At 39.1% G+C, this 22,841-nt stretch carries 25 protein-coding genes; 18 read left to right on the top strand and 7 right to left on the bottom strand.

Going from position 1 to position 22,841, the window contains the following annotated elements; all coding sequences use genetic code 11:
- Positions 1 to 19 precede the first annotated feature (19 nt).
- Entirely contained in the window at positions 20 to 1,261 is a 1,242-nt protein-coding gene (locus tag AB1Z56_RS11180) for an MFS transporter (RefSeq protein WP_426792061.1), read from the top strand.
- Between the two features lie 94 nt (positions 1,262 to 1,355).
- On the opposite strand, the gene AB1Z56_RS11175 is transcribed toward AB1Z56_RS11180, so the two are convergent.
- Positions 1,356 to 1,700 (bottom strand): hypothetical protein, encoded by a 345-nt coding sequence (locus AB1Z56_RS11175; RefSeq protein ID WP_426792060.1) that lies wholly within the window; start codon positions 1,698 to 1,700, stop codon positions 1,356 to 1,358.
- Between the two features lie 94 nt (positions 1,701 to 1,794).
- Complete coding sequence (locus AB1Z56_RS11170; RefSeq protein WP_309363632.1) at positions 1,795 to 3,576, bottom strand: ABC transporter ATP-binding protein; 1,782 nt, start codon at positions 3,574 to 3,576, stop codon at positions 1,795 to 1,797.
- A 181-nt stretch (positions 3,577 to 3,757) separates the two neighbouring features.
- On the opposite strand from AB1Z56_RS11170, the gene AB1Z56_RS11165 reads away from it, so the two are divergent.
- From AB1Z56_RS11165 to AB1Z56_RS11140, 6 genes are all read left to right on the top strand, one after another.
- The gene (locus tag AB1Z56_RS11165) at positions 3,758 to 4,837 is read left to right on the top strand and encodes a Glu/Leu/Phe/Val family dehydrogenase (protein ID WP_088162143.1); all 1,080 of its coding nucleotides are present in this window, start codon (positions 3,758 to 3,760) and stop codon (positions 4,835 to 4,837) included.
- Between the two features lie 60 nt (positions 4,838 to 4,897).
- Positions 4,898 to 5,845, top strand: coding sequence for a transcription antitermination factor NusB (gene nusB / locus AB1Z56_RS11160; protein ID WP_153846367.1), 948 nt, complete (start codon positions 4,898 to 4,900; stop codon positions 5,843 to 5,845).
- A 27-nt stretch (positions 5,846 to 5,872) separates the two neighbouring features.
- Complete coding sequence (locus AB1Z56_RS11155; protein WP_309363636.1) at positions 5,873 to 6,334, top strand: DUF1573 domain-containing protein; 462 nt, start codon at positions 5,873 to 5,875, stop codon at positions 6,332 to 6,334.
- A 26-nt stretch (positions 6,335 to 6,360) separates the two neighbouring features.
- Positions 6,361 to 6,678, top strand: coding sequence for a preprotein translocase subunit YajC (yajC, locus tag AB1Z56_RS11150; RefSeq protein ID WP_070565542.1), 318 nt, complete (start codon positions 6,361 to 6,363; stop codon positions 6,676 to 6,678).
- A 254-nt stretch (positions 6,679 to 6,932) separates the two neighbouring features.
- Positions 6,933 to 7,172 carry a hypothetical protein gene (locus AB1Z56_RS11145; protein ID WP_309363640.1) on the top strand — a complete coding sequence of 80 codons (240 nt, stop codon included), beginning with the start codon at positions 6,933 to 6,935 and terminating at the stop codon, positions 7,170 to 7,172.
- Entirely contained in the window at positions 7,169 to 7,900 is a 732-nt protein-coding gene (locus AB1Z56_RS11140) for a zeta toxin family protein (RefSeq protein WP_426792059.1), read from the top strand. Before AB1Z56_RS11145 ends, AB1Z56_RS11140 begins: the two co-directional genes overlap by 4 nt.
- Before the next feature lie 113 nt (positions 7,901 to 8,013).
- Here the strand turns inward: AB1Z56_RS11140 and AB1Z56_RS11135 are convergent, their stop codons facing one another.
- Positions 8,014 to 8,649: a hypothetical protein gene (locus AB1Z56_RS11135; RefSeq protein ID WP_426792058.1), complete on the bottom strand. Its 636-nt coding sequence runs from the start codon at positions 8,647 to 8,649 to the stop codon at positions 8,014 to 8,016.
- Between the two features lie 316 nt (positions 8,650 to 8,965).
- Here AB1Z56_RS11135 and AB1Z56_RS11130 point away from each other — a divergent pair, with 316 nt between their 5' ends.
- The gene (locus tag AB1Z56_RS11130) at positions 8,966 to 9,955 is read left to right on the top strand and encodes a BtrH N-terminal domain-containing protein (RefSeq protein ID WP_426792057.1); all 990 of its coding nucleotides are present in this window, start codon (positions 8,966 to 8,968) and stop codon (positions 9,953 to 9,955) included.
- Between the two features lie 98 nt (positions 9,956 to 10,053).
- Here AB1Z56_RS11130 and AB1Z56_RS11125 read toward each other — a convergent pair whose 3' ends face one another.
- Positions 10,054 to 10,254 carry a helix-turn-helix domain-containing protein gene (locus tag AB1Z56_RS11125; RefSeq protein ID WP_088162136.1) on the bottom strand — a complete coding sequence of 67 codons (201 nt, stop codon included), beginning with the start codon at positions 10,252 to 10,254 and terminating at the stop codon, positions 10,054 to 10,056.
- A 6-nt stretch (positions 10,255 to 10,260) separates the two neighbouring features.
- Positions 10,261 to 10,932, bottom strand: a complete 672-nt coding sequence (locus AB1Z56_RS11120; protein WP_426792056.1) for a hypothetical protein — start codon at positions 10,930 to 10,932, stop codon at positions 10,261 to 10,263.
- Positions 10,933 to 11,358: 426 nt separating this feature from the next.
- On the opposite strand from AB1Z56_RS11120, the gene AB1Z56_RS11115 reads away from it, so the two are divergent.
- Genes AB1Z56_RS11115 through AB1Z56_RS11105 form a run of 3 tightly spaced genes read left to right on the top strand, consistent with a single transcriptional unit; the run spans position 11,359 to position 13,853 of the window.
- Positions 11,359 to 12,309, top strand: a complete 951-nt coding sequence (locus AB1Z56_RS11115; RefSeq protein ID WP_309363649.1) for a CdaR family protein — start codon at positions 11,359 to 11,361, stop codon at positions 12,307 to 12,309.
- A gap of 10 nt (positions 12,310 to 12,319) precedes the next feature.
- The gene (gene coaE, locus AB1Z56_RS11110; RefSeq protein WP_426792055.1) at positions 12,320 to 12,895 is read left to right on the top strand and encodes a dephospho-CoA kinase; all 576 of its coding nucleotides are present in this window, start codon (positions 12,320 to 12,322) and stop codon (positions 12,893 to 12,895) included.
- 4 nt (positions 12,896 to 12,899) lie between these two features.
- Positions 12,900 to 13,853 (top strand): exonuclease, encoded by a 954-nt coding sequence (locus tag AB1Z56_RS11105; RefSeq protein WP_426792054.1) that lies wholly within the window; start codon positions 12,900 to 12,902, stop codon positions 13,851 to 13,853.
- A gap of 141 nt (positions 13,854 to 13,994) precedes the next feature.
- Here AB1Z56_RS11105 and AB1Z56_RS11100 read toward each other — a convergent pair whose 3' ends face one another.
- Complete coding sequence (locus AB1Z56_RS11100) at positions 13,995 to 14,399, bottom strand: hypothetical protein (RefSeq protein WP_293906552.1); 405 nt, start codon at positions 14,397 to 14,399, stop codon at positions 13,995 to 13,997.
- Positions 14,400 to 14,639: 240 nt separating this feature from the next.
- On the opposite strand from AB1Z56_RS11100, the gene dinB reads away from it, so the two are divergent.
- The 7 genes from dinB (at position 14,640) to AB1Z56_RS11065 (ending at position 22,584) form a co-directional block, all read left to right on the top strand.
- On the top strand, positions 14,640 to 15,737 hold the full coding sequence (gene dinB, locus AB1Z56_RS11095; protein WP_426792053.1) for a DNA polymerase IV: 1,098 nt from the start codon (positions 14,640 to 14,642) through the stop codon (positions 15,735 to 15,737).
- A 144-nt stretch (positions 15,738 to 15,881) separates the two neighbouring features.
- Positions 15,882 to 18,008: a DPP IV N-terminal domain-containing protein gene (locus AB1Z56_RS11090; RefSeq protein WP_426792052.1), complete on the top strand. Its 2,127-nt coding sequence runs from the start codon at positions 15,882 to 15,884 to the stop codon at positions 18,006 to 18,008.
- Between the two features lie 151 nt (positions 18,009 to 18,159).
- A complete protein-coding gene (locus AB1Z56_RS11085; RefSeq protein ID WP_309363659.1) occupies positions 18,160 to 18,966 on the top strand; it encodes a beta-carotene 15,15'-monooxygenase in 807 nt (268 codons plus the stop codon).
- Between the two features lie 15 nt (positions 18,967 to 18,981).
- Positions 18,982 to 20,139: a 1-deoxy-D-xylulose-5-phosphate reductoisomerase gene (locus AB1Z56_RS11080; RefSeq protein ID WP_426792051.1), complete on the top strand. Its 1,158-nt coding sequence runs from the start codon at positions 18,982 to 18,984 to the stop codon at positions 20,137 to 20,139.
- A 16-nt stretch (positions 20,140 to 20,155) separates the two neighbouring features.
- A complete protein-coding gene (gene rseP / locus AB1Z56_RS11075; protein WP_426792050.1) occupies positions 20,156 to 21,481 on the top strand; it encodes an RIP metalloprotease RseP in 1,326 nt (441 codons plus the stop codon).
- A gap of 271 nt (positions 21,482 to 21,752) precedes the next feature.
- Entirely contained in the window at positions 21,753 to 21,956 is a 204-nt protein-coding gene (locus tag AB1Z56_RS11070; protein WP_046674525.1) for a YwbE family protein, read from the top strand.
- Between the two features lie 250 nt (positions 21,957 to 22,206).
- Positions 22,207 to 22,584: a response regulator gene (locus AB1Z56_RS11065; RefSeq protein ID WP_293906539.1), complete on the top strand. Its 378-nt coding sequence runs from the start codon at positions 22,207 to 22,209 to the stop codon at positions 22,582 to 22,584.
- A gap of 32 nt (positions 22,585 to 22,616) precedes the next feature.
- Here the strand turns inward: AB1Z56_RS11065 and AB1Z56_RS11060 are convergent, their stop codons facing one another.
- Positions 22,617 to 22,829, bottom strand: coding sequence for a DUF6965 family protein (locus AB1Z56_RS11060; protein WP_293906537.1), 213 nt, complete (start codon positions 22,827 to 22,829; stop codon positions 22,617 to 22,619).
- Between the last annotated feature and the right edge of the window lie 12 nt (positions 22,830 to 22,841).

The following is a 22,841-nucleotide window of genomic DNA, read 5'->3' as shown; positions in this document are numbered from 1 at the left end:
CTCCAACACTAATTAATAGATGAAACCAGTATTACGCGTGCAATTGTCCCTAATGATGTTTTTAGAGTATTTTATCAAAGGGGCTTGGTTTGTTACTTTGGGAACATACCTCATTAAATCGCTCAATGCCTCAGGTATGGAGGTCGCGAATATTTTTGCGACACAATCCCTTGGTGCTGTATTTGCCCCTTTTTTTGTGGGTTTTGTCGCCGACAGATACTTTAATGCCGAGCGGGTGCTTTCGGTTTTACATCTCATTGGAGCTGGACTACTTTACGGGATGTCGCAGGCACCGGATGCGACACATTTTTATCCCTATGTGTTTGTCTATTTTATGGCTTACATGTCTTCGCTATCCTTATCTAATGGGATCGCATTCCGGCATATTGAAGACGCGAAGAAGTATTTTCCGGGGGTCCGCGTGTGGGGAACGATCGGTTGGATCTGCTCGGGACTTGTCATCAGTTATTTTTTCCGTTGGGATGCTCCCGAATCGATACAGGCTGGTGCCCTGCACAACACCTTTATTATGGGGGCGGTTTGTTCGTTGTTACTGGCAATCTTTAGTCTGGCCCTCCCAAAAACTCCACCGCAGGTGAAACTCAGGGATGAAAAATTTGATTTTGGAAAGGCAATCGGTTTGGATGCATTGAAACTTTTAAAACAGCGAAGTTTTCTGATTTTTTTTGTAACAGCAATTGTGATCTGTATTCCTATTTCGTTCTATTATCAAAATGCCAATCCATTTTTGGTCAACGCCGGAATACCGAACCCCACAGCAAAAATGGCATTGGGGCAATTTTCCGAAGCCATCTGCCTGTTGTTGATTCCATTTTTCTTTAGACGTTTGGGGTATAAAAAGATGATTTTATTGGGGATTGCAGCCTGGGCACTCCGTTATTTGTTTTTTGCCTATGGCGACGGACAGGAACGGTCATTCTTACTGCTATTCGGAATTTTATTGCATGGCATCTGCTATGATTTTATGTTCGTAGTGGGTCAGATCTATACCGATCGAATTGCCGGTGAAAAATACAAAGCTTCTGCACAGGGGCTTATTACCATTGCGATGTATGGTGTAGGTATGCTGATCGGATTTTGGGTTGCCGGTGCTGTTTCAGACTATCTAAAAACAGCTTATGCTGCTCAATTTTGGGAATATCTTTGGTTTATTCCAGCAGGTATTTCTGGTTTTTGTCTTGTGCTATTTGCCTTGTTTTTTAAAGAGGAGAAAGCTGTGCCAGATATGAAAGCCCGTTAAAGATGCTTTTTGGCCAATTAAAAATAGGCAGTTCAGAAAAATTAAAACATGGAGCATCTTTGATGGGAGATGCTCCATGTCATCTATATACCTATTATATCATATTAAACCATTCCTGGTATTTTTCACCGATGAAGGGGAGTGGTTTTCGCTCTCCGGCAAATGCGGACATTAATCCCAGTATAAGAGCAATAAGTAGGAGCAGTCCAACAATACTAAGGACAATTCCGCCAATACCGGGGACAAAACGTAATAGTCCCAAAGCCATTCCTGTTACTGAAATTCCTATACTTTGTCGGATATGGAATTGCGCTAAAGCGGTCTTTTCCTTGTTGTTCATAATGATGGCTGCAACAAGGCCGATGATGGTTAAGTAAGAAATAATAGCAATTGTTTTTCCGTCACTTGACGTAGCCTTCTGAATAGGGGTTCTCTCCATGATCCTTTAATGTAAAATGTTTGACTTAAATATTTAAGTCAAATTTAGGAGAGATATCCCTTCCATCCTTTAGCTGAATTCAGGGATATTTTAATTATCCTTCTACACTTTCCAGTAATTGCTTTTCATGGAGTTCAAAATATTCACCTCTTTTCTCCATCAATTCAAAATGAGTACCCTGTTCTACGATTTCTCCTTGATCCATCACCAATATATGGTCTGCATTCTTGATTGTCGAGATGCGATGGGCAATAAAAATACAGGTCTTGCCTTTCATGATGCGGCTTAGCGAACGGAGAATGGTTTCTTCCGTTTTCGTATCTACGGCCGAAAGACAGTCATCAAAAATCAATACTTTGGGTTCCTTAATTAAAGCGCGTGCGATGGAAACCCGTTGTTTTTGTCCACCGGAGAGGGTGATACCACGTTCCCCAACGGCCGTTTCAAATCCATCTTCAAAAGCTATAATATTGTCGTATACAGCGGCATCTTTAGCCGCCTGTTCCACTTGTTCCTGTGTAAAATGGTCTAAACCAAAGCCTATATTATTGGCAATGGTATCCGAAAATAGGAAAACATCTTGTGGGACAAATCCAACTTGTTGGCGTAAACTTTTAAAATCAAGGTTTTTAATTTCAAGACTATCATAATGAATACTTCCTTTGTCGATATCATACATCCGAAGGAGTAAGTTGGCCAGCGTAGATTTTCCGGATCCTGTTTTTCCGATAATAGCAAGTGTTTTGCCGACCGGAATTTGGAACGATATATTTTTAATCGCCTGAATACCCGTTTCCGGATAGGTAAAGGAGATCCCATCAACCCTGATTTCACCCGCTAGTTCTTTGGTAGCTGTTCCGTTAACAATTGGAGATTCAGTATGGAGAAATTCGTTGATGCGTTTTTGTGAGGCTGCAGCACGTTGTACCAATGAGGTAACCCAAGCCAAAGACATGGCAGGGAAAGTTAACTGGTTGACATAGATGATAAACTCAGCAATATTTCCGGCCGTGACTGTTCCTTTGGCAACTTCAATTCCACCAATATAAATGGTGATTACCGTACTGAGCCCAATAAGCAATAGAATAAGCGGAAAGAAAACAGCCTGTACTTTGACGAGGTCAAGAGCCGTATTTCGATAAATGGTACTTTCCTTCTCAAATTCCTGCATTTTATTTTGTTCTCTGGTATAGGTCTTGATGACGCGTATACCAGCAAAAGTTTCCTGCACGAAAGAAGAAAGGTTCGCCAGTTGTTTCTGTATTTTTAAGCTACGCTTGTTAATAATCTTATTGACAAATAAAATGATAACCGATAGGACCGGTATTGGGGCTAATGCATAAGTAGCCAATCTTCCATTGACACTATACATTGCATAGATGACCATGATCGATAAAACTACGGTATTGATCGCATACATGATGGCGGGTCCTAGGTAGTTACGTACCTGATTGACATCTTCGGTGGCTCGGCTCATGAGATCTCCGGTATTGTTCTTCCGAAAGAAACCGAAGTTTAAATCTTGGTAATGATTATAGATCTCATTTTTGAGGTCGTATTCAATATAACGCGACGTTAAAATGATCGTCTGACGCATAAAGAATAAAAATATGCCCCGCAACAGCGAAAGTAGGAGAACGACGAAACCAAAAAACAGGAGGCTGGTGCCAAATACCTGGTAGATGAGTTCCTGTCTGTCGAAACCATCAAATAGACGGTATAGATAGATGTTTTCCTGTACCAAATCAAATGCTTCGCGGATTACCTTTGCCGGCAATACCCCGAAATAGTTGGAGATGATAACAAAAATAACCCCTGGAATCAGTTTCCAGCGGTATTTATAAAAGTACTTATTTAAGTAGGCGAGATCCTTCATATTACGAATACAAAAGTAGGACTAATTCATCAAAATGCTTTACGATTTGAGTGAATTTACTGTCATTCGGAAATCAAATGTTAAGTCTTGGATAAAAAAAGTTGTTATGCACAACGAATAATTTTCCTACTTTTGCATCAAGTACCTTAAAAAATTAAAACAAATTAGAGTAGTACATTTTATGTCAACATCTCAAAATTCTATTTTTGAATTGATGAGCCAGTCTGGCCATCAAAACTTATTTTTCTGTAATGATGAATTAGTGGGCTTGAAAGCTATCGTTGCGATCCATGATACAACCTTAGGGCCTGCGATAGGAGGGGTTCGTATGTTACCATACGAAAGTACAGAAGAAGCTATTGAGGATGCTTTACGTTTATCCAAGGCCATTACGTATAAATCAGCCATCACTGGATTGAATTTAGGCGGTGGTAGTGCTGTTATTATTGGGAATAGCCGTTTGGACAAATCTGAGGTTTTATTGCGCCGTTTGGGCCAGTTTATTGAAGGATTGAATGGTAATTTCATTGCTTCTTTGGATGTAGGTACCACACAACGCGATTTAGAACATATTTATACCGAAACTGACCATGTTGCTGGTTTACCAAAAGCAATTCACGGTAGTGGTGTCGGTGATCCTTCCATCTTCGCTGCTCAAGGTGTTTATTTCGGTATAAAAGCCTGCTTAAAGGAATTATACGGATCGGAAAATGTTGCTGGTAAAAAAGTAATTGTACATGGAGTAGGTGGTGTTGGTGAGCGTTTAATTGCGATGTTGCGTGAAGAGAATGCGCGTGTATATGTCAGCGATATTACGGAAGAAAAAATGCTAAAAGTTGCGGCTAAGTACAAAGCTGAGCCAATACCTTACGGTGAAGTATTCGATCACGAATTTGATGTATATTCTCCCTGTGCATTAGGCGGTACGGTAAATCCTGAATCCGCACAAAAAATGCAATGCAAAATTATTGCTGGTTCGGCCAATAATCAATTGAAAGATGAACTTGTCACAAGTTCAATTCTTCATGAAAGAGGTATATTATACGCCCCTGACTATTTGATCAACGCTGGTGCATTAATCGGCTGTTATTCAGAAATTCAAAATTACGGCGTAGATCACACTGAATTTGTGATCAAAAATATTTATAATGCGACTAGAGACGTATTGAAAAAATCAAAAGAAGAGAATATTTCTACTTTTGAAGCGGCTAATCGCATCGCGGAGAAGCGTATCCAAGATATTAAAAAAATCAAGCGGTAGTCTTCATCCCAAAATCGTTCTTATTTATTATTTTATAAAAAATCGTTCTTTAAAATTACTATGTTAAACAGGAGACACCTGAGGGTAAAAGTAGTGCAAACGCTTTATGCGTACAGTCTTTCGGAAGATAAAGACATCAAAACATTTGAAAAAGCACTATTAAAAAATGTGGATGAAGTCTATGAAATGTATATGTGGACACTGAATCTATTAGATGAGGTATCAGATTATGTTTTAATAGATGCAGAAGGTCGGGCCAATAAGTTCTTGCCTACTGAAAAAGACTTGTCTTTAACGACCAAGTTAAGTACAAACACTTTTATTGAGTCATTGAGACAAAATCCACAATATGGAGAAGGTGTCAAAAAGTATAAGATTTCATGGAGCTTTGACCCGGAGATCGTGCGTACAGTATTTTTGCAGTTAAAGGATTCTGAAGCTTATTTGGAGTACTTGCAACAAGAAGATCGTTCGATCGGTACGGAAAAAGATATCATCAAGCATATCTTTAAAAAGATCATCTTGAAATCGCCGGTTATTGAGCAGGTGTTTGAAGAGAAATTCATCAACTGGCCAGTTGATAAAGAAGTATTGCAAGCTTTGATTGCGAAGACTTTTAAGAATTTTAGTTCTGAAGATCCACGTAAAAATAAACTTGCAGAGATTACGCAAAACTGGAATGATGATAGCGACTATGTCATTGCATTGTTAGGTAAAACGATCCGCAATACAAATGAATATCAAAAGCTTATCTCGGAGAAAACGAAGAATTGGGAGTCAGATCGTATTGCCTTAATGGATACATTATTGATGCGTATGGCCATTTGTGAGTTGGTTAATTTTCCATCAATTCCTGTGAAAGTGACAATAAATGAGTATATTGAAATTTCTAAGGTATTCAGTACATTGAAAAGTAATACATTTATCAATGGTATCTTGGATAAAATATTAAGCGATCTGAATCAACAAGGAAGAATCCAGAAGGCAGGTCGTGGTTTAAGAGATTAAAACCAAACGCGTAAATAATTTATACGAATGAAAAACTTTGGCAAATATTCGGTTTTAGCTTTGTCGGCGGTACTTTTATTTTCTTGTGGAAATGCACAAAAAGGAAAAGAAGAAGGAAGCAAGACAGCGACTGAAACAGCAGCTGCAGACAGCCTTTCAAAGGCGGCAGCACAATTGGGAAAAGTAGAATTTGAAGAGTCTGCATTTGATTTTGGTCAGGTAAAGGAAGGCGCGCAGGTAAAACACACCTTTGTGCTGAAAAATTCGGGTGATGCACCTGTTATTATCTCGAAAGTCACAGCTTCATGTGGTTGTACACAACCTGAGTTTTCGAAAAGTCCTATTTTGCCAGGTGGAAAATCGGAGATCCATGTTACTTTTAACAGCGAAGGACAAGTCGGTAAACAGCAGAAGATCATAACGATCCAATCGAATGCATCCAATGGCTTGACAACAGTGCAGCTGAAAGGCGAAGTATTAGCAAAATAACACATTATTAAACGATATAATAGAAGATGAATACAGTATTATTACAAGCAGCGGGTGGCAATATGATGAGTTTTTTACCAATGGTTTTGATTATCGTGGTATTTTATTTCTTCATGATCAGACCGCAAATGAAGAAACAAAAAGATCACAAAAAATATATTGAAGAACTTGGTGTAAACTCTAAAGTTGTTACTACAGCTGGAATTCACGGACGCATTGTAGAAGTATCAGACACGACTTTCTTAGTCGATGTAGGTTCGGGTGTAAAAATCCGTTTTGATAAATCAGCAATTGCTTTAGATGCTTCAAAAGCTGCTAACAACACGGAGAAGAGCGCTTCCTAAGCTTTTTCCTGAAAGAAATGAAAGCCAGTTTTCTACGAAAACTGGCTTTTTTATTATGTTCCCGATAAGATGATTACGCTAGGGGACGAGTCCCGAATATGGTAAAGATGCGCTGGTATCCCTAATTTTTGATAACATAAAATGATATTTTGGTGGTAATTTTATAATTTCGTCTTCCGAGATTTAGTCTAAAATGTATCCCCATTCGAATTAGTATAGTGAATATTTTGTATATTTAGACATCGGAGGTTATTATGACATCATCAGAATTGAGAGAAGAACGCAGAAAATTAAATCAAGCAGCGAAACAGGCTTCTGAAATTGCGAATAAGGAGAATCGGGCTTTAGATCTATCGATCCAGGTCGTTGAGGACGGATATGTTGTTGAAAAACGTGTAGACGGAAGTCGTCAGATTATAAAAAAAATAGATCGGATAAAGAGTAAAGTTAAATTAAAAAAAGGTATTGTTTTATGCCTAGGGCCAAAAGATTGAGAGTATTTGCCGGTCCAAATGGTTCGGGTAAATCAACTTTATATAAGCAAATCAGTAGCCAGTTTAATACTGGCTATTTTGTTAATTCAGACGAAATTGAACAGGATATTAGTAAAGCTGGGTTTATAAATCTTAATCGGTTTGGATTAAAACTTACTCAGGAAGACTTGGATCAATTTCTAGGCAGGGATCAATCTATAAGCCTATTACGGAAGGCCGAAGAATCGGGACACCCTATCTCTATTGCTATTCGTGAAAATATGATCGTAGATAAGTCTAGAGATACTCATAGCTATGAAGCGTCACTTATTACCTCTTTTATACGATATCATTTACTCGAAAATGATATCAGCTATTCATTTGAGACTGTTATGAGTCATCCATCCAAATTGGATGAAATTGATGAAGCAAGTGAAAGAAAATATAGGACGTATTTCTATTTTGTTTGCTTGGATGACCCATTGATTAATATTTCTCGGGTTGAAATTAGAAAAGAGAAGGGTGGTCATGGTGTGCCAAAAGATAAAATCGTCGAAAGATACTATCGTACACTGACCAATTTATTGCCAGCGATAAGAGCTTGTGAAAAAGCTTATTTATTTGACAACTCTGGTGAAAAAATGGTTCTGATAGCAGAAGTATTGCGTGGAGGAATCACTATTTTATTACCGGAAAATAAGCTTCCAAATTGGTTTATTCAATACGTTGTCAATAAAATTGACGAATAAGCTTTTTCCTGAAAGAAATGAAAGCCAGTTTTCGTAGAAAACTGGCTTTTTTTATGCTGTTAATAGAACGCCCAGGCAAGAGCGTTCATATAAATTGTTAGCATAATAATGTTTTAGAGTACTCCGCAATAGATGGAATTCGAAAAACCGCCATCTAAGGTATCCCATATTCCGACATAGACATGGAAATCAGTTTTTTTTCGCTTTAACCAGTCAAATTGAACGGAACAAGAACCTTCACTTACGCTTGCGATAGAAGTTCTTAAATGGGATTCATTAAACGGGTCCAATAATACCAGGTTGATTTTATATACGCTATCACTATATTGATCATCTGCTTCCCAGCTTAGGTCGATTACATCATTGTTGATACTGACTTGGCAGTTGGATAATGGGGTTAGCGAACCGGAAAATAAAAGCAGTCGTTCTGGATTAACAAAAGGGTTATTATCTGCGTCTATTTCGATGGCCTCCTTAAAAATATGTCGTTGTGCCAATTGAAATGCACCTACGCGACTTCCTTTTTCCGCTAAAAACTGGTAACCAAATTCAAGAAGCCGCTTATTATGGCCGGCAAACTTACCGGCTACTTGCTGTTTTTTTCTGTTTAAGAGCTCCGCCGCACTTGGTGGGGAGCTGCGTTTTCTTTTTGGGCCGCGCACCACATTTTGGTCCTTCAACATGTAGGCACTCACTGATCCAAATTTACCAATGATAGGTCCATTTGGACCGTTTTGTAAAATTGCCATAGCTATTCCTCTTTTAGTTTATAATTCTTGTATTGAGCTTATTATCAATTTACTACTATTTTCTTAATTACTCCAATAGTAACACTATTTTTACAGGGGGTTAATAGGGGGTTAGTAGGGGATTGACCCCTGTTATACCCCTGTTAACCCCCTGTAATACCCCTGTAAAACCCCTGTTAACATAAAACGTAATACCTGTTAAATACAATTGTTTTTGCGATGTTATTCTCAACTGTTTTTCATTTGTCTTTAAGATTTGATCCACTGTTGACATCGCGTTGTCAATCGAGCTTTTAATTTTGTTAAAAAGAATGCGATGAAAAATCTTAAACCATTTGATGGGCAGCATTGTGAAACAACGGCAACAGGTACATTACTGGTCCATATAGGCATTGAACTTTCAGAGCCGATGCTTTTTGGACTGGGGGAAGGGCTCAGTTTTATCTATTGGAAAATGAAAACCATGGACTTTCCATTTTTGGGCGGACGAATAAAACCAGATCTCCTGACGCAGCATATCTGCAAAAATCTCGGTCTAAACCTCAGCGTTCATGAAACTTCTTCAAAAGTAAAAGCTTGGCAGGCTGTACGACAGCTCTTGGATGGGGGGCAACCGGTAGGCTTAAAACTCGATGCCTATCACCTGGAGTATTTTGCAAAACCCTTTCATTTCGCGGGTCATTATGTAGCTGTTTATGGTTATGACCATGATAATGCCTACTTGGTGGATACGCGGCAGCAGGGTGGAAGCGTGCGTACATCCCTTGCGAGTTTGGCGCTAGCTAGGGCGGAGAAGGGGCCTATGGCGTCTAAAAATCTGTATTACACGATAGCTGGTAGTGGCGGGGATCTGGACCTGAAAGAAGTGCTGATTGCTGCAATGGTCAATAATGCAAAGGAATATCTTGCACCGCCTATAAGCAACATTTCATATAAAGGAATTTTGAAAACTGCTGAGGAATTGACCAAATGGTACAAGACGAGTCATGCGATTGAAAGTGAGTTTAAAATGGCTGCAAATTTGATGGAAAACGCAGGTACGGGAGGCGCCTTGTTTCGAAATCTATACCGCGACTTTATAAAGGAAAGTTATGATCTGCTCGGAATAGAGCAGATCGCTGTAGTTCATCAAGAGTTTGCGCAGATTGCATTATTGTGGACATCCTTGTCGGAATTGTTTAATCAAATTGCGGAGACAGCTAGTTTCGATGACGTGCAACAAGCATCAGAAATTCTCAAAACCCTTGCTACAAAAGAGAAAAATGCAATGGAGCTGTTGGTTTCATTAGAACACGGTGTTAGCTGATGCGGTTTCCTGTAAAAATAGGGTTTGTCTGTTTCTATATTAGTTTAATTTTGAGATAAAGAGAAATTTAGCACTATACTGTTCTGTATCTTTTGGGTTTACTCCATATCAAGAATGTCTCCGGGCTTGCAGTCCAGTACTTTGCAGATGGCTTCTAAGGTTTCAAACCGGACGCCTTTAGCTTTACCTGTTTTTAAGATGGAAAGATTAACGAGGCTTAAACCGACTTTCTCCGATAATTCTGTCAAAGACATTTTACGCTTAGCTAAGACAACATCTAAATTAATTATAATGGGCATGTTTAATTAAATAAAGGATTCATTCTCCCTACTTAAGACGATACCAGATTTGAAAGCTGCGCCAAAAGCTAATAATACTAATCCAATGATTGTCTCCGTATCGAAAAGATGTGTTCCATTGTGTAACATATAGTCTGAACTATTTAAACTTAATTTTTTAATACAATTAAGGAAAAATTCCTGTGTAATCCATCGCATAACAGGCAAAAGCATTAGGCAGAATGAGCTGAAAACGATTAATGAAGCATTTTTATCCGTAAAAAATGTATTATTACTAAACGATTTAAAAAGTTTCTGAACAACGAGAATTAATAAACCAATTAGAATCCAGTAACATAACTGTGCGGTTTGATAAAGAATAGATGAGAAGGAAAGTAATTCTTTTAGGGATTGAAATCTCAACTGAACGAAGCCCTTCGCTTGGTACGGACTGATAATCAATGTGTCCTTGAACCAGTGATCCAATGTTTGAGAAACATCCTTTTGTTGATTTGCTTGACCATTTGTGTATTTGGGTACAATATTAACATTATAAACCCCATAAGCTTTGAGACCGGTACCTGCGGCAGGTATGCCGGATGAAAATAAATTTGATGCCAAGAATAGGATATAGAATACCATTACTACCCGAGAAAGATAGTAGAGATATCGCGCTGTGTTATTAGTGGATAGTTTCATAATTGATTTTTTTTGATTAACCCAAATTTAATGAAATTTAAAATAAAACATATATTATTTAATGTTTTATTTTAAATTTTTATTGAATTATACTATTTATTCGAGCTATGGTTGTATTGGTTGCTCTTTCGATTACAGTAATTTAGTCTGGATTTGATCAAGCCATCTTTCGGTTTTGACCAAATTTTAAGTACATCTTATTTGGATAGAGGCATGCAATTGGTATTTTTTTACTTTGGATGATCGTGTCTGCCTTTACCAACAGATCAAGTGCTCTCCTTATGAAAGATGTTTATGGATTTTTTTGGGTGGTAAGTGAGTTGTCGTTGGGCAGACAATTTTTTATTAGCTGATTTACACGCCTAGTGGACTAAGTTTTTAACCGCATATGAACTGATTTTTACGCAAATTGATTAAGTTTGTATCATGGCGAATGCAGTTCGAATAAATAAGACCCAACGACGTAAGATGAATGTCTTTGTGCGTTGTGTTGGAATTTCGTTGTTAGCTTGGTTATTGTTTTCGATCTCCAATCAATATACTGTGTCCGTTAAGGCGGCGATTGAATATGTCAATCTTCCCGAGAAACGCGCATTTCACCCCCAGCAATCCGATACGGTAAAAGTAAAGCTGGAGATGACAGGATGGCAATTCCTGTTTTCCAAAGCTGCATTGGAAACCCCAAAGGTTCAGGTGGATCTAAGCTCTTTAAAAACTAAAGATTGGATTGTTTTTTCTAATCAATTGGGCTTTATCAACCGGCAGTTTCCACATGAGCAACGGGTAGTCTCGGTGAGTCCAGATACCTTGTTTTTTGATTTTTCCAAACAGACCCAGCGTAAGGTGCCTGTAAAACCCCTGGCAAATATCGGATTTAAACGTGGCTACGGTTTTATAGCGGATACCAAAGTTACACCAGCTTATGTGACAATCACCGGACCTTACGAGGACGTTTCGGCTATCGAGTATTGGGAAACCGACACCGTTCGTGGGAAGGAAGTGGAGACCGACGTTCGGACCGTAGCAAATCTTGCCCGCAACCAAAAAGCAAATATTAATGTCTATCCTACATCGGTCGAGGTGCTCATGCCTGTAGGTGAATTGACAGAGAAAGTGATTGAATTACCAGTCAAGGTTGAAAATGGCCAGCGCTATAGTTCTGTGAGGCTTAGTCCAAGCAAAGTTGTCGTAACAGTATTGATGTCTGTCAAAGATTATAATAACTATACATCGCGAGATTTTGAAGCTGTGGTGGATTTGTCCGACTGGGAGAAAAACGGCGTGCAATATTTGCCTGTTTTGCTGACCAAAGTACCTGACTATTGTAAGGTCATCAGCGTTGTACCTCAAAACGTGGACTTTTTTGTACGTAAATAACAATATTTTCATGAAGATTGGAATAACAGGTGGAATAGGATCCGGTAAAACATTTATCTGTCAGCTTTTTAAAGCCATGGCTGTACCTGTTTATAATGCAGATGATGAGGCGAAGAAACTGATGAATACCGATTTCCGGATCAAAGAACGTTTGATTGCGGAGTTCGGTGAACGGACCTATAAGGAAGGGAAATTAGATCGGGCTTTCTTGGCTGAACAGATATTCACCGATAAGACGAAACTCGAACTTGTGAACGGTATTGTACACCCCATCGTTATCCAGGCAGCCAAAGACTGGGCCGAACAGCAAAAGTCCCGTTATTCGCTCAAGGAAGCGGCTCTCCTTTTTGAAAGTGGCTCCTATAAAGATCTTGATTATACCATATTGGTCACAGCTCCTTTATCCGTACGTGTTCAACGGGTGATGGAACGTGATGGGGTAACCGAAGAGCAGGTCATGGAGCGAATAAATAAGCAACTATCTGACGAAGAAAAATTAAAATTGGCAGACTTCGTGATCATTAATGATGGAACCACTCCGCTATTACCGCAGGTGTGGACTTTACATCAAAAATTTCTAAAATAAAACTATGTCGATCATATTAGCTGACTTCTTGGTCAGAAAACCAGCGGGTTATTATTGCCGTTATGGTGATTTTTTTATTGATGCGAGCAATCCCGTCATGTACAATGTCGTATCTCATGCACATGGCGATCATGCCAGTTCAGGACACGACTATGTGTATGCTACACATGCGACTTCACTGTTTATGGCTTATCGTTATAAACAAAACCGCAAAGATTCGTATCAGGTCAAATTGTTCAATAGCCCCTTTAAAATTGGTGCAGTCGAAATTACATTTCTGCCAGCAGGGCATATACTTGGTTCAGCGCAGATTTTAATGGAATATCAGGGGGTACGGTACTTATACACGGGCGATTACAAATTACAAACTGATGATACCTGTGAGCCGATCGAAGTACAGCAAGCCGATGTGCTCATTACAGAAAGCACATTTGCAAATCCTGAAATTATTCACCCTGATCCTGCCGAGGAGATAAAAAAACTTGATGGACATGCGAGCAATATCCTCTTGGGTACATATGTGCTAGGGAAGGCACAGCGGATCACCGATTTGATCAACAGGTATTGTCCGGATCGAAAAGTGCTTGTGCATAGTGGAATATTACCCTACCATCGCCTTTACGATCAACACGGGCTGAAGAAATTAGACTATGAGCCCTACAATAGAAAAGAAATGAAACAGGGCGAACAGAACAAAGTTTATCTGGTACCGCCGATGACCTTCAATAGTTATTTTAGGGCGACTAAAGTATTACGCGCATTCGCCTCAGGCTGGAAACGTCTGCAGGCACAGAATGATATCGAGCTGTACATTTCTGATCATGTGGACTGGAATGACATTCTTCAATATATCAAAATGGTAAACCCCGAAGAGGTTTGGACGCTGCATGGTGACGGAACGATTTTGAAAACTTATTTTAAGGAGAAATTGATCGTTCGCGACGTGCTTTCCGAATAAATATCAACTGGATTATGTCGAAAACCATGTTTCATGAAAGCAATGTATCACTGAAAAGGGAGTAGATCACTTAGACGAACATCTACAGTAAGGTACTCAAATTGATCTTGGTAGCTCCGCTGATAAACACAGCGGAGTTTGCTATTTCATATTGACAATTTTGTCCACAATATAGACCGTATTTCCGCGCCAAGGAAGCACTCCGTGATATTCTTTGTAACGGAGATCGAAATATTTCCCGCTGTTGAGCTCCAATTGCCGGAATATGGAATCATCTTCAATCGAAAATTCAAATTGATTGCTGGCTATGCCACCTGTTTTGATACTTCCAAATCCTTCCTGGATGAGTTTGCCTTCATAGGTCTTAAAAATATTACCCTTTTTTACAGCATAATTAAGATAACCGGACTTTACACCTTCACCGAATACATAATAATACTTCCAATAGCCATAGGAGCCACCTCCGACAAGCAGAAAAAGTATCAGGAAGAGTAAAAACTTTTTAAACCCCGATCTTTTCTTTTTTTGTTCTGGCAAATTTTCCATAATGCATGAATATTAAGTCTTTGTATTATTGTTGATGAGACTAACAGAGGGCGATATGATTGTTTGTCCCGTCTATAGTTTCACCTAAAGATAAAAAATTAACAGCATAATAACGAATGGATTATACGTCGATAGCGGGTTGGCTAGCATGCGGTTTGCCTCTTGATGGTCTGTTGCTAATTCTATTAGTTATTTTTCGGTTTTCTTAGTCTATAATGCTAATTTTTGTAAATTTGGATCATGGATCCCGAACAGGTACATCGCAAGATTATTCATTTGGATATGGATGCATTTTATGCATCTGTAGATCAGCGTGATTTTCCCGAATATCGGGGGAAAGCGATTGCAGTAGGTGGCTCCCCGGATGGAAGGGGAGTGGTTGCGACGGCCAGTTACGAAGCACGAAAGTTTGGTGTCAAATCTGCTATGAGCTCCCGAAAGGCCCTTCAGTTGTGTCCCCATATTATCTTTACCTATCCTCGCTTTGATGTTTATCGGCAGGTTTCGTATCAAATTCGGGAGATTTTTCTCCGTTACACCGACTTAATTGAACCGCTTTCCCTGGATGAAGCTTTTTTGGATGTGACCATAGACAAACAAGGTATTGGTTCGGCTATTGCTATTGCCAAAGCCATTAAAGAGGCTATCAAGGAAGAACTGAATCTGACCGTCTCTGCTGGCGTTTCCGTCAATAAATTTGTTGCAAAGATTGCTTCGGATATGGACAAACCTAATGGTCTAACGTTTATAGGTCCTTCTAAAATCGTCAAATTTATGGAGTCATTGCCCGTGGATAAGTTTTTTGGGGTAGGTAAGGTGACTGCGAAAAAAATGCATGAACTGGGACTGTTTACTGGGCTTGATTTAAAAAAACAGCGTGAAGAGGACCTCGTACGTTGGTTTGGAAAGACCGGGCATTTTTTTTACCGTATCGTACGCGGGATCGACGACCGTCCTGTTGTTCCGAATCGCAGCAGTAAATCGGTCGGGATTGAGGATACTTTTGGCGAGGATGTAGAAGCATTTGAAGAATTAAATACCATTTTGCAACGGCTCTGCAAACAGTTGTGGACACGCATCGGGAAAAAGGAGATCTCTGGGCGAACCTTAACCTTAAAAATTAAATATGCCGATTTTGTTCAATTGACACGGAGTATAACCCTAGAAAATAGTTTTGATTCGGAAGACAAAATTTACGCCACTGCCCATAGTTTGTTGAGCAAGGTTGAGCTGGTGAACAAAGTGAGGTTGCTGGGGGTTTCGATATCAAATTTTGTGGAAGAAGCTGATTTTCCAAAGGAAGGTATACAGCTTGCACTTTTCGAGGATCGACTTTAGCCAGGAATCATCCGGTTTAATTAAGTCTTTGCTAAGCCCTATGGTACGCGCAATCTGAATTAAGCTTGTTACAGGCAAAATCGTCGTTATTTGCCACAATTCTTTATCTTAGCCAAAATAATTAATAAACATATCCAAAAATTAATGAATACGGTATCAAGAGTACTCTTAGGTGCGTCTATCGTTTTTTTTGTGCATGACTTTGCTTTCGCACAGAAAAAGTTGGATTTTGCACAGTCATGGGGACAAAAGCAATCTTTGACGGTTCGTACTAATCAGTATCCTGGATGGGCAAACGGGACGGCTTACCTGGAGAATGATGTGAACGATGGTCGTTTATATCAGGTCAATATTAAATCGGGCAACAGAAGTGTTTATACTGTTCCTGCCAAAGAAGGAACAGTTGTCTATGTTGAGAATAACGATATCTTCCTAAAAAGTAGTGATGGTGTCGCGAAAAAGCTTACCAACTCGCCTGATGTCGCCGAACAGAATCCGACCTTATCGCCGGATGGTAAATATGTTGCTTTTACACGTAAAAGTAATTTGTATAGCCTGGACGTGACTTCAGGAAAAGAAATGCAATATACAAATGATGGTACCGACGTGATTTACAACGGCTGGTCATCTTGGGTATATTATGAGGAGATTCTTGGCCGTCCGACAAAATACAAAGCTTTTTGGTGGTCTCCGGACAGTCGTAAGATCGCTTTTATGCGTTTCGATGATACCAAGGTTCCTATGTTTCCGATTTATTCCTCCAAAGGTCAGCATGGTTATCTGGAAGAAACCAGATACCCCAAAGCGGGTGACCCAAATCCGGAAGTTAAAGTTGGCATAGTTCATCTTGATGGCGGAAAAGTTACCTGGGCTGATTTCAACGAAAAAGACGATCAGTATTTTGGTCAGCCTTATTGGGCCTTTGATAGCAAAAATGTAATGGTGCAGTGGATGAACAGGGACCAGAACAATTTGAAGTTTTATCAAGTGGATCCGAATTCTGGTTCGAAAAAAGAAATCTACGATGAGCGTCAGGCTTCATGGATCAATTTGGATCACGATGAGCGTATCACCTATCTTGCGGACAATAAATATTATATCTTAAAATCGGATAAAACTGGTTGGGCCCATTATTACCTTTATAAATTGGACGGAACCTTAGTGAACCCCATCACTTCCGGCGAATGGCAGGTAACCGAATTGAAACGGATTGATGAAAAAAATAAGGTGATCTATTTTACCGCACGTAAAGAAAACTCGGCACGTTTTGATTTGTACCGTGTTGATTATTCCGGTAAAAACATGAAACGGTTGACTTTCGGTGAATACTCGCACGATGTCAATGTATCGCCTGATGGCAAATATTTTATTACTAAATACTCCAATGTGAGTACACCGGATCGATATGCATTGCTGGATAATCAGGGTAAAGTTGTACGTCAGTTAGCAGACAGTAAAGCGGCTGATTTTGCTTCCTATACTTATGGCAAGACGGAATACTTACATATCAAATCAGATGATGGATTGTTCGATCTTCCATTGACAATTACTTATCCTACAAATTTCGATAAATCAAAAGTTTACCCTGTTGTTTTCAGTATCTATGGTGGTCCTGATGCGGGAACGGTAAAAGATACCTGGAAAGGAACAGGTAACCAATATTGGGCAAACGAAGGTATTATTCAGGTATCAGCTGACCACCGCGCTTCGGGACATTTCGGTAAACAAGGGGTTGCCTATATGCACCGCAATCTTGGTCACTGGGAGATTATTGATTATTCAACTATTGTCAAGTGGTTAAAATCGCAACCTTGGGTCGCTAAAAACAAAGTACTTATCACCGGGCATAGCTACGGTGGGTATATGACTTGTTTGGCGATGACAAAGGCCGCTGATGTATTTGATTTTGGTATTGCCGGTGCTCCGGTAACTTCCTGGGACTTGTACGACAGTCATTATACCGAAAGATGGATGGATACACCGCAGGATAATCCAGATGGTTATAAAGCAGGTTCTGTGTTAACCTATGTAAATAATTATAAGGGTGTATTGCGCATTATGCATGGTGATATGGATGATAACGTACATTTACAGAATACAATCCAACTTGTTGATAAATTGACGGATCGAAGTGTTCCTTTTGAGTTGATGATCTATCCGGGAAGCCGTCATGGATTTGACCGTTCGAAAAGTAAATATGATTCAAATGAACGTGCACGTTTCTACTACCAATACTTATTGGAGAAACCACTTCCTAAAGAATTTAAATAAGAATCAGATGATCTAAAGTTTAAAATCCCTTATCCATTCGGATAGGGGATTTTTTTTGTTAAATATGACAAAAAAAATGATTTTTATGGGAGTGTAAATTGTTGAAAACTAAAAAATATGGCATCTTTGTAGAAGTTTATTCAAAGAAAAAATGATTCAATTCCTAAAGGAAAGTACTTTTGCCGTTAATGAGGTTTTTAATAAGTCATTGGAGTTGCTGAAAAGGCATTATTTTTCAGTGGCCGGGCTTTGTTTTTTGCTGTTTGTGACCTCCGGTCTTTCTAATTATCTCGCAACCACAATCAGTGATTTCAATGTGGTGTTGAGTGGTTTTATGGCATTTTTTTTCATGGTGATGTATTTCGGATTGAATATGACTTTATTTAAGTATATTTTAAGTCTGATTGATGGAAATCATGATAAGAAATTGATCCAATGCATCCCTAGTTCTAAGGAGCTTGCCTATTTTTTTGGTGCTATGTTAAGTATAATGGTGCTCTCCATAGCACTTTTGATGATTTTAGGCGCCGTTTCTTTACCATTCCTTTATCTATTTGAAAATGGCGACAACCGTATGGAGCTGATGAGCAACTTTACAATGTTTGTCGTTTTTGTCGCGGCAATATTGACTTTCATCTTGATTATTCGCGTGGCGTTTTATCCCTTTTTCATTATTGATAAACACGCGGGGACATTGAGGTCATTACGCTTCAGTTTTGCACTGACAAAAGGCAATGTATTCAAACTATTATTGATTTTGGCTGTATTTGCTTTTTTTCAGTTATTACAGATGTATTTTAATTATTTAGAATATTACATAATTTTTATTATTTTGAACCTCGTGAGCTCTTTCTTGGTGGTACCTCTGGCTAGTATCGTTGTTTCGGTCGCTTACCGATCCATGATGGCGGATTACCACGGGGGAGAGGATCCTAAGATTTTAAATAATATATTTTAATTAATAGCAGAGGTTTTGAGTAAAAAAGGAATTGCCATTTTAGGGGCAACGGGAAGTATAGGTACACAAGCCTTGGATGTGATAAGAGCCTTTCCTAATAAATTTGAGGCAATCGTTCTGACCTGTGGCAGCAATGCAGCATTATTGATTAAACAGGCCTTAGAGTTTAAGCCTAAGGCGGTTGTCGTAACAGATTCTCTTCAATATAGCCATATTCAAGATGCCTTACAAGGGCAGGGGATCACTGTTCTTTTTGGTGAACCCGGACTGATCGAAGTGGTACAGTATGACGAAGTTGATGTGGTGTTGAATGCAATTGTTGGATCGGCTGGACTGAAACCTACTGTTAAAGCCATTCAATCCAAAAAAGATATTGCACTTGCTAATAAGGAAACACTGGTTGTGGCCGGGGAACTGATTATGGCCTTGGTGCAAGAATATGATGTACGTATGCTCCCTGTGGATTCAGAGCATTCGGCGATTTTTCAGTGTTTGGCCGGAGAGGAGCATAATCCGATCGAGAAAATTTATGTCACGGCTTCAGGAGGTCCTTTTCGCGGTAAAAAGAGGGCCGATCTGCTGCAGGTGACCAAAGCTGAAGCTTTAAAGCATCCAAATTGGTCGATGGGTGCCAAAATTACGATTGATTCGGCATCCCTGATGAATAAAGGACTAGAAGTGATTGAAGCAAAATGGCTTTTCAATCTGTCTGTAAATCAGGTTGATGTGATTGTGCATCCCCAGTCTATTGTACATTCGTTAGTTCAGTTTCAGGATGGTTCCATCAAAGCACAAATGGGGGTACCTGATATGAAATTGCCGATCCAGTACGCATTGACGTATCCAGCACGTTTTGAAAATAGTTTTGAGCGTTTTAATTTCATGGACTATCCAACACTTAGCTTTGAGAAAGCAGACATGGAAACGTTCCGGAATTTGGCCCTGGCGTATGAGAGCCTACGTGCCGGGGGAAACAGAAGCTGTGTGTTGAATGCGGCAAATGAAGTTGTTGTAGAGGCCTTTCTGAAAGATCAAGTTGGGTTTTTGGAGATGAGTGATATTATTGAACAGACATTAGATCAAGTAGAATTTATTGCGGCACCAACGTTGGATGATTATCTGGAGACGGATCGCATTGCAAGAATAATAACGAAGGAAATAATCAAAGATTAAATTTTAAAAAGCATACATGGGTGTTTTAATTATGGTCGGACAAGTGATTTTAGGCTTGTCAATTTTAATTGTTCTACATGAGTTAGGACATTTCTTAGCAGCACGTGCATTTGGTATCAAGGTGGAAAAGTTTTATCTGTTCTTTGATGCATGGGGAGTGAAATTATTTAAATTCAATTATAAAGGATGTGAATATGGTATTGGCTGGTTGCCTTTAGGTGGTTATGTCAAGATTGCGGGTATGATCGATGAATCGATGGATACTGAGCAATTAAAAGGGGAGCCACAACCCTGGGAATTTAGATCAAAACCCGCTTGGCAACGTTTAATCGTTATGCTCGGGGGGATTATTGTCAATATTATCGTTGGTGTCGTAGTGTTTTGGATGCTAACTTTTAAAATGGGCAATACCGACATTAAAATGGATCAAATGGTCAATGGTATTGTTCCGGGATCTATTGGGGAGTCCATTGGCTTGAAAGCTGGAGATAAAGTAATTTCAATCGATGGTCACCGTGTCGAGAATTATTCGGAGCTGATTAGTTCTAAAGTATTGATGGGTGGAGTGACCCTTGCTGTTGAACGGGATGGTGCTACTACAGATATCAAAGTTCCTGCGGATTTACTGAATACGCTCTCAGACAAAAAAGGCGAGAAGTTTATCGAGCCACGGGTGAAAACAACAAGTGTTGCTGAAGTCGCACCTGGGTCTGTGGCAAGTAAAATGGGTTTTGCGAAAGGAGATAGCATTATTGCTGTAAACGACATACAAGTGCCTTTCTTCGATCAATTTAGGACACAGATAAAGGCGAATATCAATAAAATTGTCGCAATTAAGGTATTGCGTAAGGGAGCTGAAGTTTCGTTGCAAGGGAACGTTCCTGCAGATGCCATGCTCGGAATAGGTATCAATCGTGATTATTCCATCAAATCGTTTACAACGCAATATACGTTGATGGAGGCATTTCCGATCGGTGCAAAGAAAGCATTTACGGTGATCACCGATAACGCAAAAGGATTTGGCAAAATCTTCAAAGGTGAAGTGCGTGCAGATAAAGCATTATCAGGTCCTATTGGTATCGCTACCTTATTTGGTACGGAGGTGGACTGGATCCGTTTTTGGTCTTTAGTAGGAATGCTATCCATGGCATTGGCATTTATGAACCTGCTGCCTATTCCGGCTTTGGATGGCGGTCACGTATTGTTCTTATTGGTTGAAATGATTCAAGGCAAACCATTGAGCGAGAAATTCCTGGAAAAAGCACAAATGGTCGGTTTCTTCATCCTTTTGGCTTTAATGGTCTTTATATTCGGAAACGATATTTTTAAGCTATTTAAATAAATTCAATTGGTCAGTTTGCCGCGAGGCTGATGACTTACACACCATAAAAAAAAGGGCTTAAAGCCAGTCATGGTCGGAAGAAATTCCGACCATTTTTTATGGTATGTAGCTGTTGTGTAGAATAGCTTGAAGTTCGATTTGTAGCATTCATCGACGCTACAGACTTTCATTTGCTTTCATTGTGCCTATTCCAAAATATAAGACGAAGGGTTTTCCAACAATAAATTGTTTTTTATATTGCATTTAAAAAACAATTTATCTAAGTTTGACCATGGATGGAAGAAATAGAGCAGATGTAAAGCCAGGTATGTTGGTGAATATAATCTTAAAGAAGGACCAGCGTACAGGGAACCTAACAGAAGGCATTGTGAAGGACCTGCTGACATCATCCTCCTATCATTCGAGGGGGATTAAAGTGCGGTTGACGGACGGCCAAGTAGGAAGAGTGGCTGAAATTATTGAAGATGATTTTTAGAAGATATTCTACCGGTCATCATTTCTCTTTACCGAATCTTTTTTAGCGGTGTTGACGCGAAAAGGTTTGCTACCTATGATGTTCTTATTGTGTAAATCAAACTAAAAGCTTGTTGGATTGTTAATAGGGAACATTTTGAAATAAAATTTGTATAATAACATAATTATTGCTAACTTTTTTCTGTATTTTTTATTTTATTACATATTTATATAATATTGTTTTTATAATTAGTAAATGACAGCTTTTTCAAATGGATACCAAAAATAAATGTACGGTTGTCTACGCAGATGATGCGATGATTCATCATGTGTTGATGCGAGCTATGGCTCAATCGCATTTATTGGATTTGGTTTATTGTGCTTCTAACGGTAGGGATTTAATCGACTACCTCCATGAAAACGAGCATGAACTTCCTGAAATATGTATATTAGATCTGCATATGCCTGTATTAAATGGAATAGAAACGGCAAAAATTGTGAAAGAAAGATTTCCATCCATTAGAATATTTGGGTTGACATCAAGCAGTGATGAAAATGAACGGATGGAATTGCGAGATGCGGGAGCTGAGGAAATTTTTTCAAAGGAACAGATGCCTTTATTAATGAAACAGCTTGCTCCAAAGGCATAGAGAAATAAAAATAAAGAAGAAGCCTAACACAGTTAGGCTTCTTCTTTATTTTCTAAAGCATCCTTGAATTTCAAAAGTCTAATCCAGGATGGACATTTGCTTAAATCTTTTTTCCATAATCCAACGTGTATAAAACTTGTGCGCAAAAAACGCTGCACGTCGAATACTTGCATGTCTTGCTGTATTTCTAGCGTTTCAGGCAAATCTTTGGATTGAAAATACTGTTGTAATTCTTCTGGCGTCATACTGCAAAAATA

Origin of the sequence: Sphingobacterium sp. WOUb80, assembly GCF_050058145.1 — a bacterium.
Taxonomy (GTDB): Bacteria; Bacteroidota; Bacteroidia; order Sphingobacteriales; family Sphingobacteriaceae; genus Sphingobacterium.
Note: the sequence above shows the minus strand (reverse complement) of the source record. Positions and strands in the feature narration are given on the sequence as shown.

Coding starts and splice junctions, on each gene's coding strand:
- AB1Z56_RS11180 (WP_426792061.1), top strand. CDS start 20: ATGAAACCAGTATTACGCGTGCAATTGTCCCTAATGATGTTTTTAGAG.
- AB1Z56_RS11175 (WP_426792060.1), bottom strand. CDS start 1,700: ATGGAGAGAACCCCTATTCAGAAGGCTACGTCAAGTGACGGAAAAACA.
- AB1Z56_RS11170 (WP_309363632.1), bottom strand. CDS start 3,576: ATGAAGGATCTCGCCTACTTAAATAAGTACTTTTATAAATACCGCTGG.
- AB1Z56_RS11165 (WP_088162143.1), top strand. CDS start 3,758: ATGTCAACATCTCAAAATTCTATTTTTGAATTGATGAGCCAGTCTGGC.
- nusB (WP_153846367.1), top strand. CDS start 4,898: ATGTTAAACAGGAGACACCTGAGGGTAAAAGTAGTGCAAACGCTTTAT.
- AB1Z56_RS11155 (WP_309363636.1), top strand. CDS start 5,873: ATGAAAAACTTTGGCAAATATTCGGTTTTAGCTTTGTCGGCGGTACTT.
- yajC (WP_070565542.1), top strand. CDS start 6,361: ATGAATACAGTATTATTACAAGCAGCGGGTGGCAATATGATGAGTTTT.
- AB1Z56_RS11145 (WP_309363640.1), top strand. CDS start 6,933: ATGACATCATCAGAATTGAGAGAAGAACGCAGAAAATTAAATCAAGCA.
- AB1Z56_RS11135 (WP_426792058.1), bottom strand. CDS start 8,649: ATGGCAATTTTACAAAACGGTCCAAATGGACCTATCATTGGTAAATTT.
- AB1Z56_RS11130 (WP_426792057.1), top strand. CDS start 8,966: ATGAAAAATCTTAAACCATTTGATGGGCAGCATTGTGAAACAACGGCA.
- AB1Z56_RS11125 (WP_088162136.1), bottom strand. CDS start 10,254: ATGCCCATTATAATTAATTTAGATGTTGTCTTAGCTAAGCGTAAAATG.
- AB1Z56_RS11120 (WP_426792056.1), bottom strand. CDS start 10,932: ATGAAACTATCCACTAATAACACAGCGCGATATCTCTACTATCTTTCT.
- AB1Z56_RS11115 (WP_309363649.1), top strand. CDS start 11,359: ATGGCGAATGCAGTTCGAATAAATAAGACCCAACGACGTAAGATGAAT.
- coaE (WP_426792055.1), top strand. CDS start 12,320: ATGAAGATTGGAATAACAGGTGGAATAGGATCCGGTAAAACATTTATC.
- AB1Z56_RS11105 (WP_426792054.1), top strand. CDS start 12,900: ATGTCGATCATATTAGCTGACTTCTTGGTCAGAAAACCAGCGGGTTAT.
- AB1Z56_RS11100 (WP_293906552.1), bottom strand. CDS start 14,399: ATGGAAAATTTGCCAGAACAAAAAAAGAAAAGATCGGGGTTTAAAAAG.
- dinB (WP_426792053.1), top strand. CDS start 14,640: ATGGATCCCGAACAGGTACATCGCAAGATTATTCATTTGGATATGGAT.
- AB1Z56_RS11090 (WP_426792052.1), top strand. CDS start 15,882: ATGAATACGGTATCAAGAGTACTCTTAGGTGCGTCTATCGTTTTTTTT.
- AB1Z56_RS11085 (WP_309363659.1), top strand. CDS start 18,160: ATGATTCAATTCCTAAAGGAAAGTACTTTTGCCGTTAATGAGGTTTTT.
- rseP (WP_426792050.1), top strand. CDS start 20,156: ATGGGTGTTTTAATTATGGTCGGACAAGTGATTTTAGGCTTGTCAATT.
- AB1Z56_RS11070 (WP_046674525.1), top strand. CDS start 21,753: ATGGATGGAAGAAATAGAGCAGATGTAAAGCCAGGTATGTTGGTGAAT.
- AB1Z56_RS11065 (WP_293906539.1), top strand. CDS start 22,207: ATGGATACCAAAAATAAATGTACGGTTGTCTACGCAGATGATGCGATG.
- AB1Z56_RS11060 (WP_293906537.1), bottom strand. CDS start 22,829: ATGACGCCAGAAGAATTACAACAGTATTTTCAATCCAAAGATTTGCCT.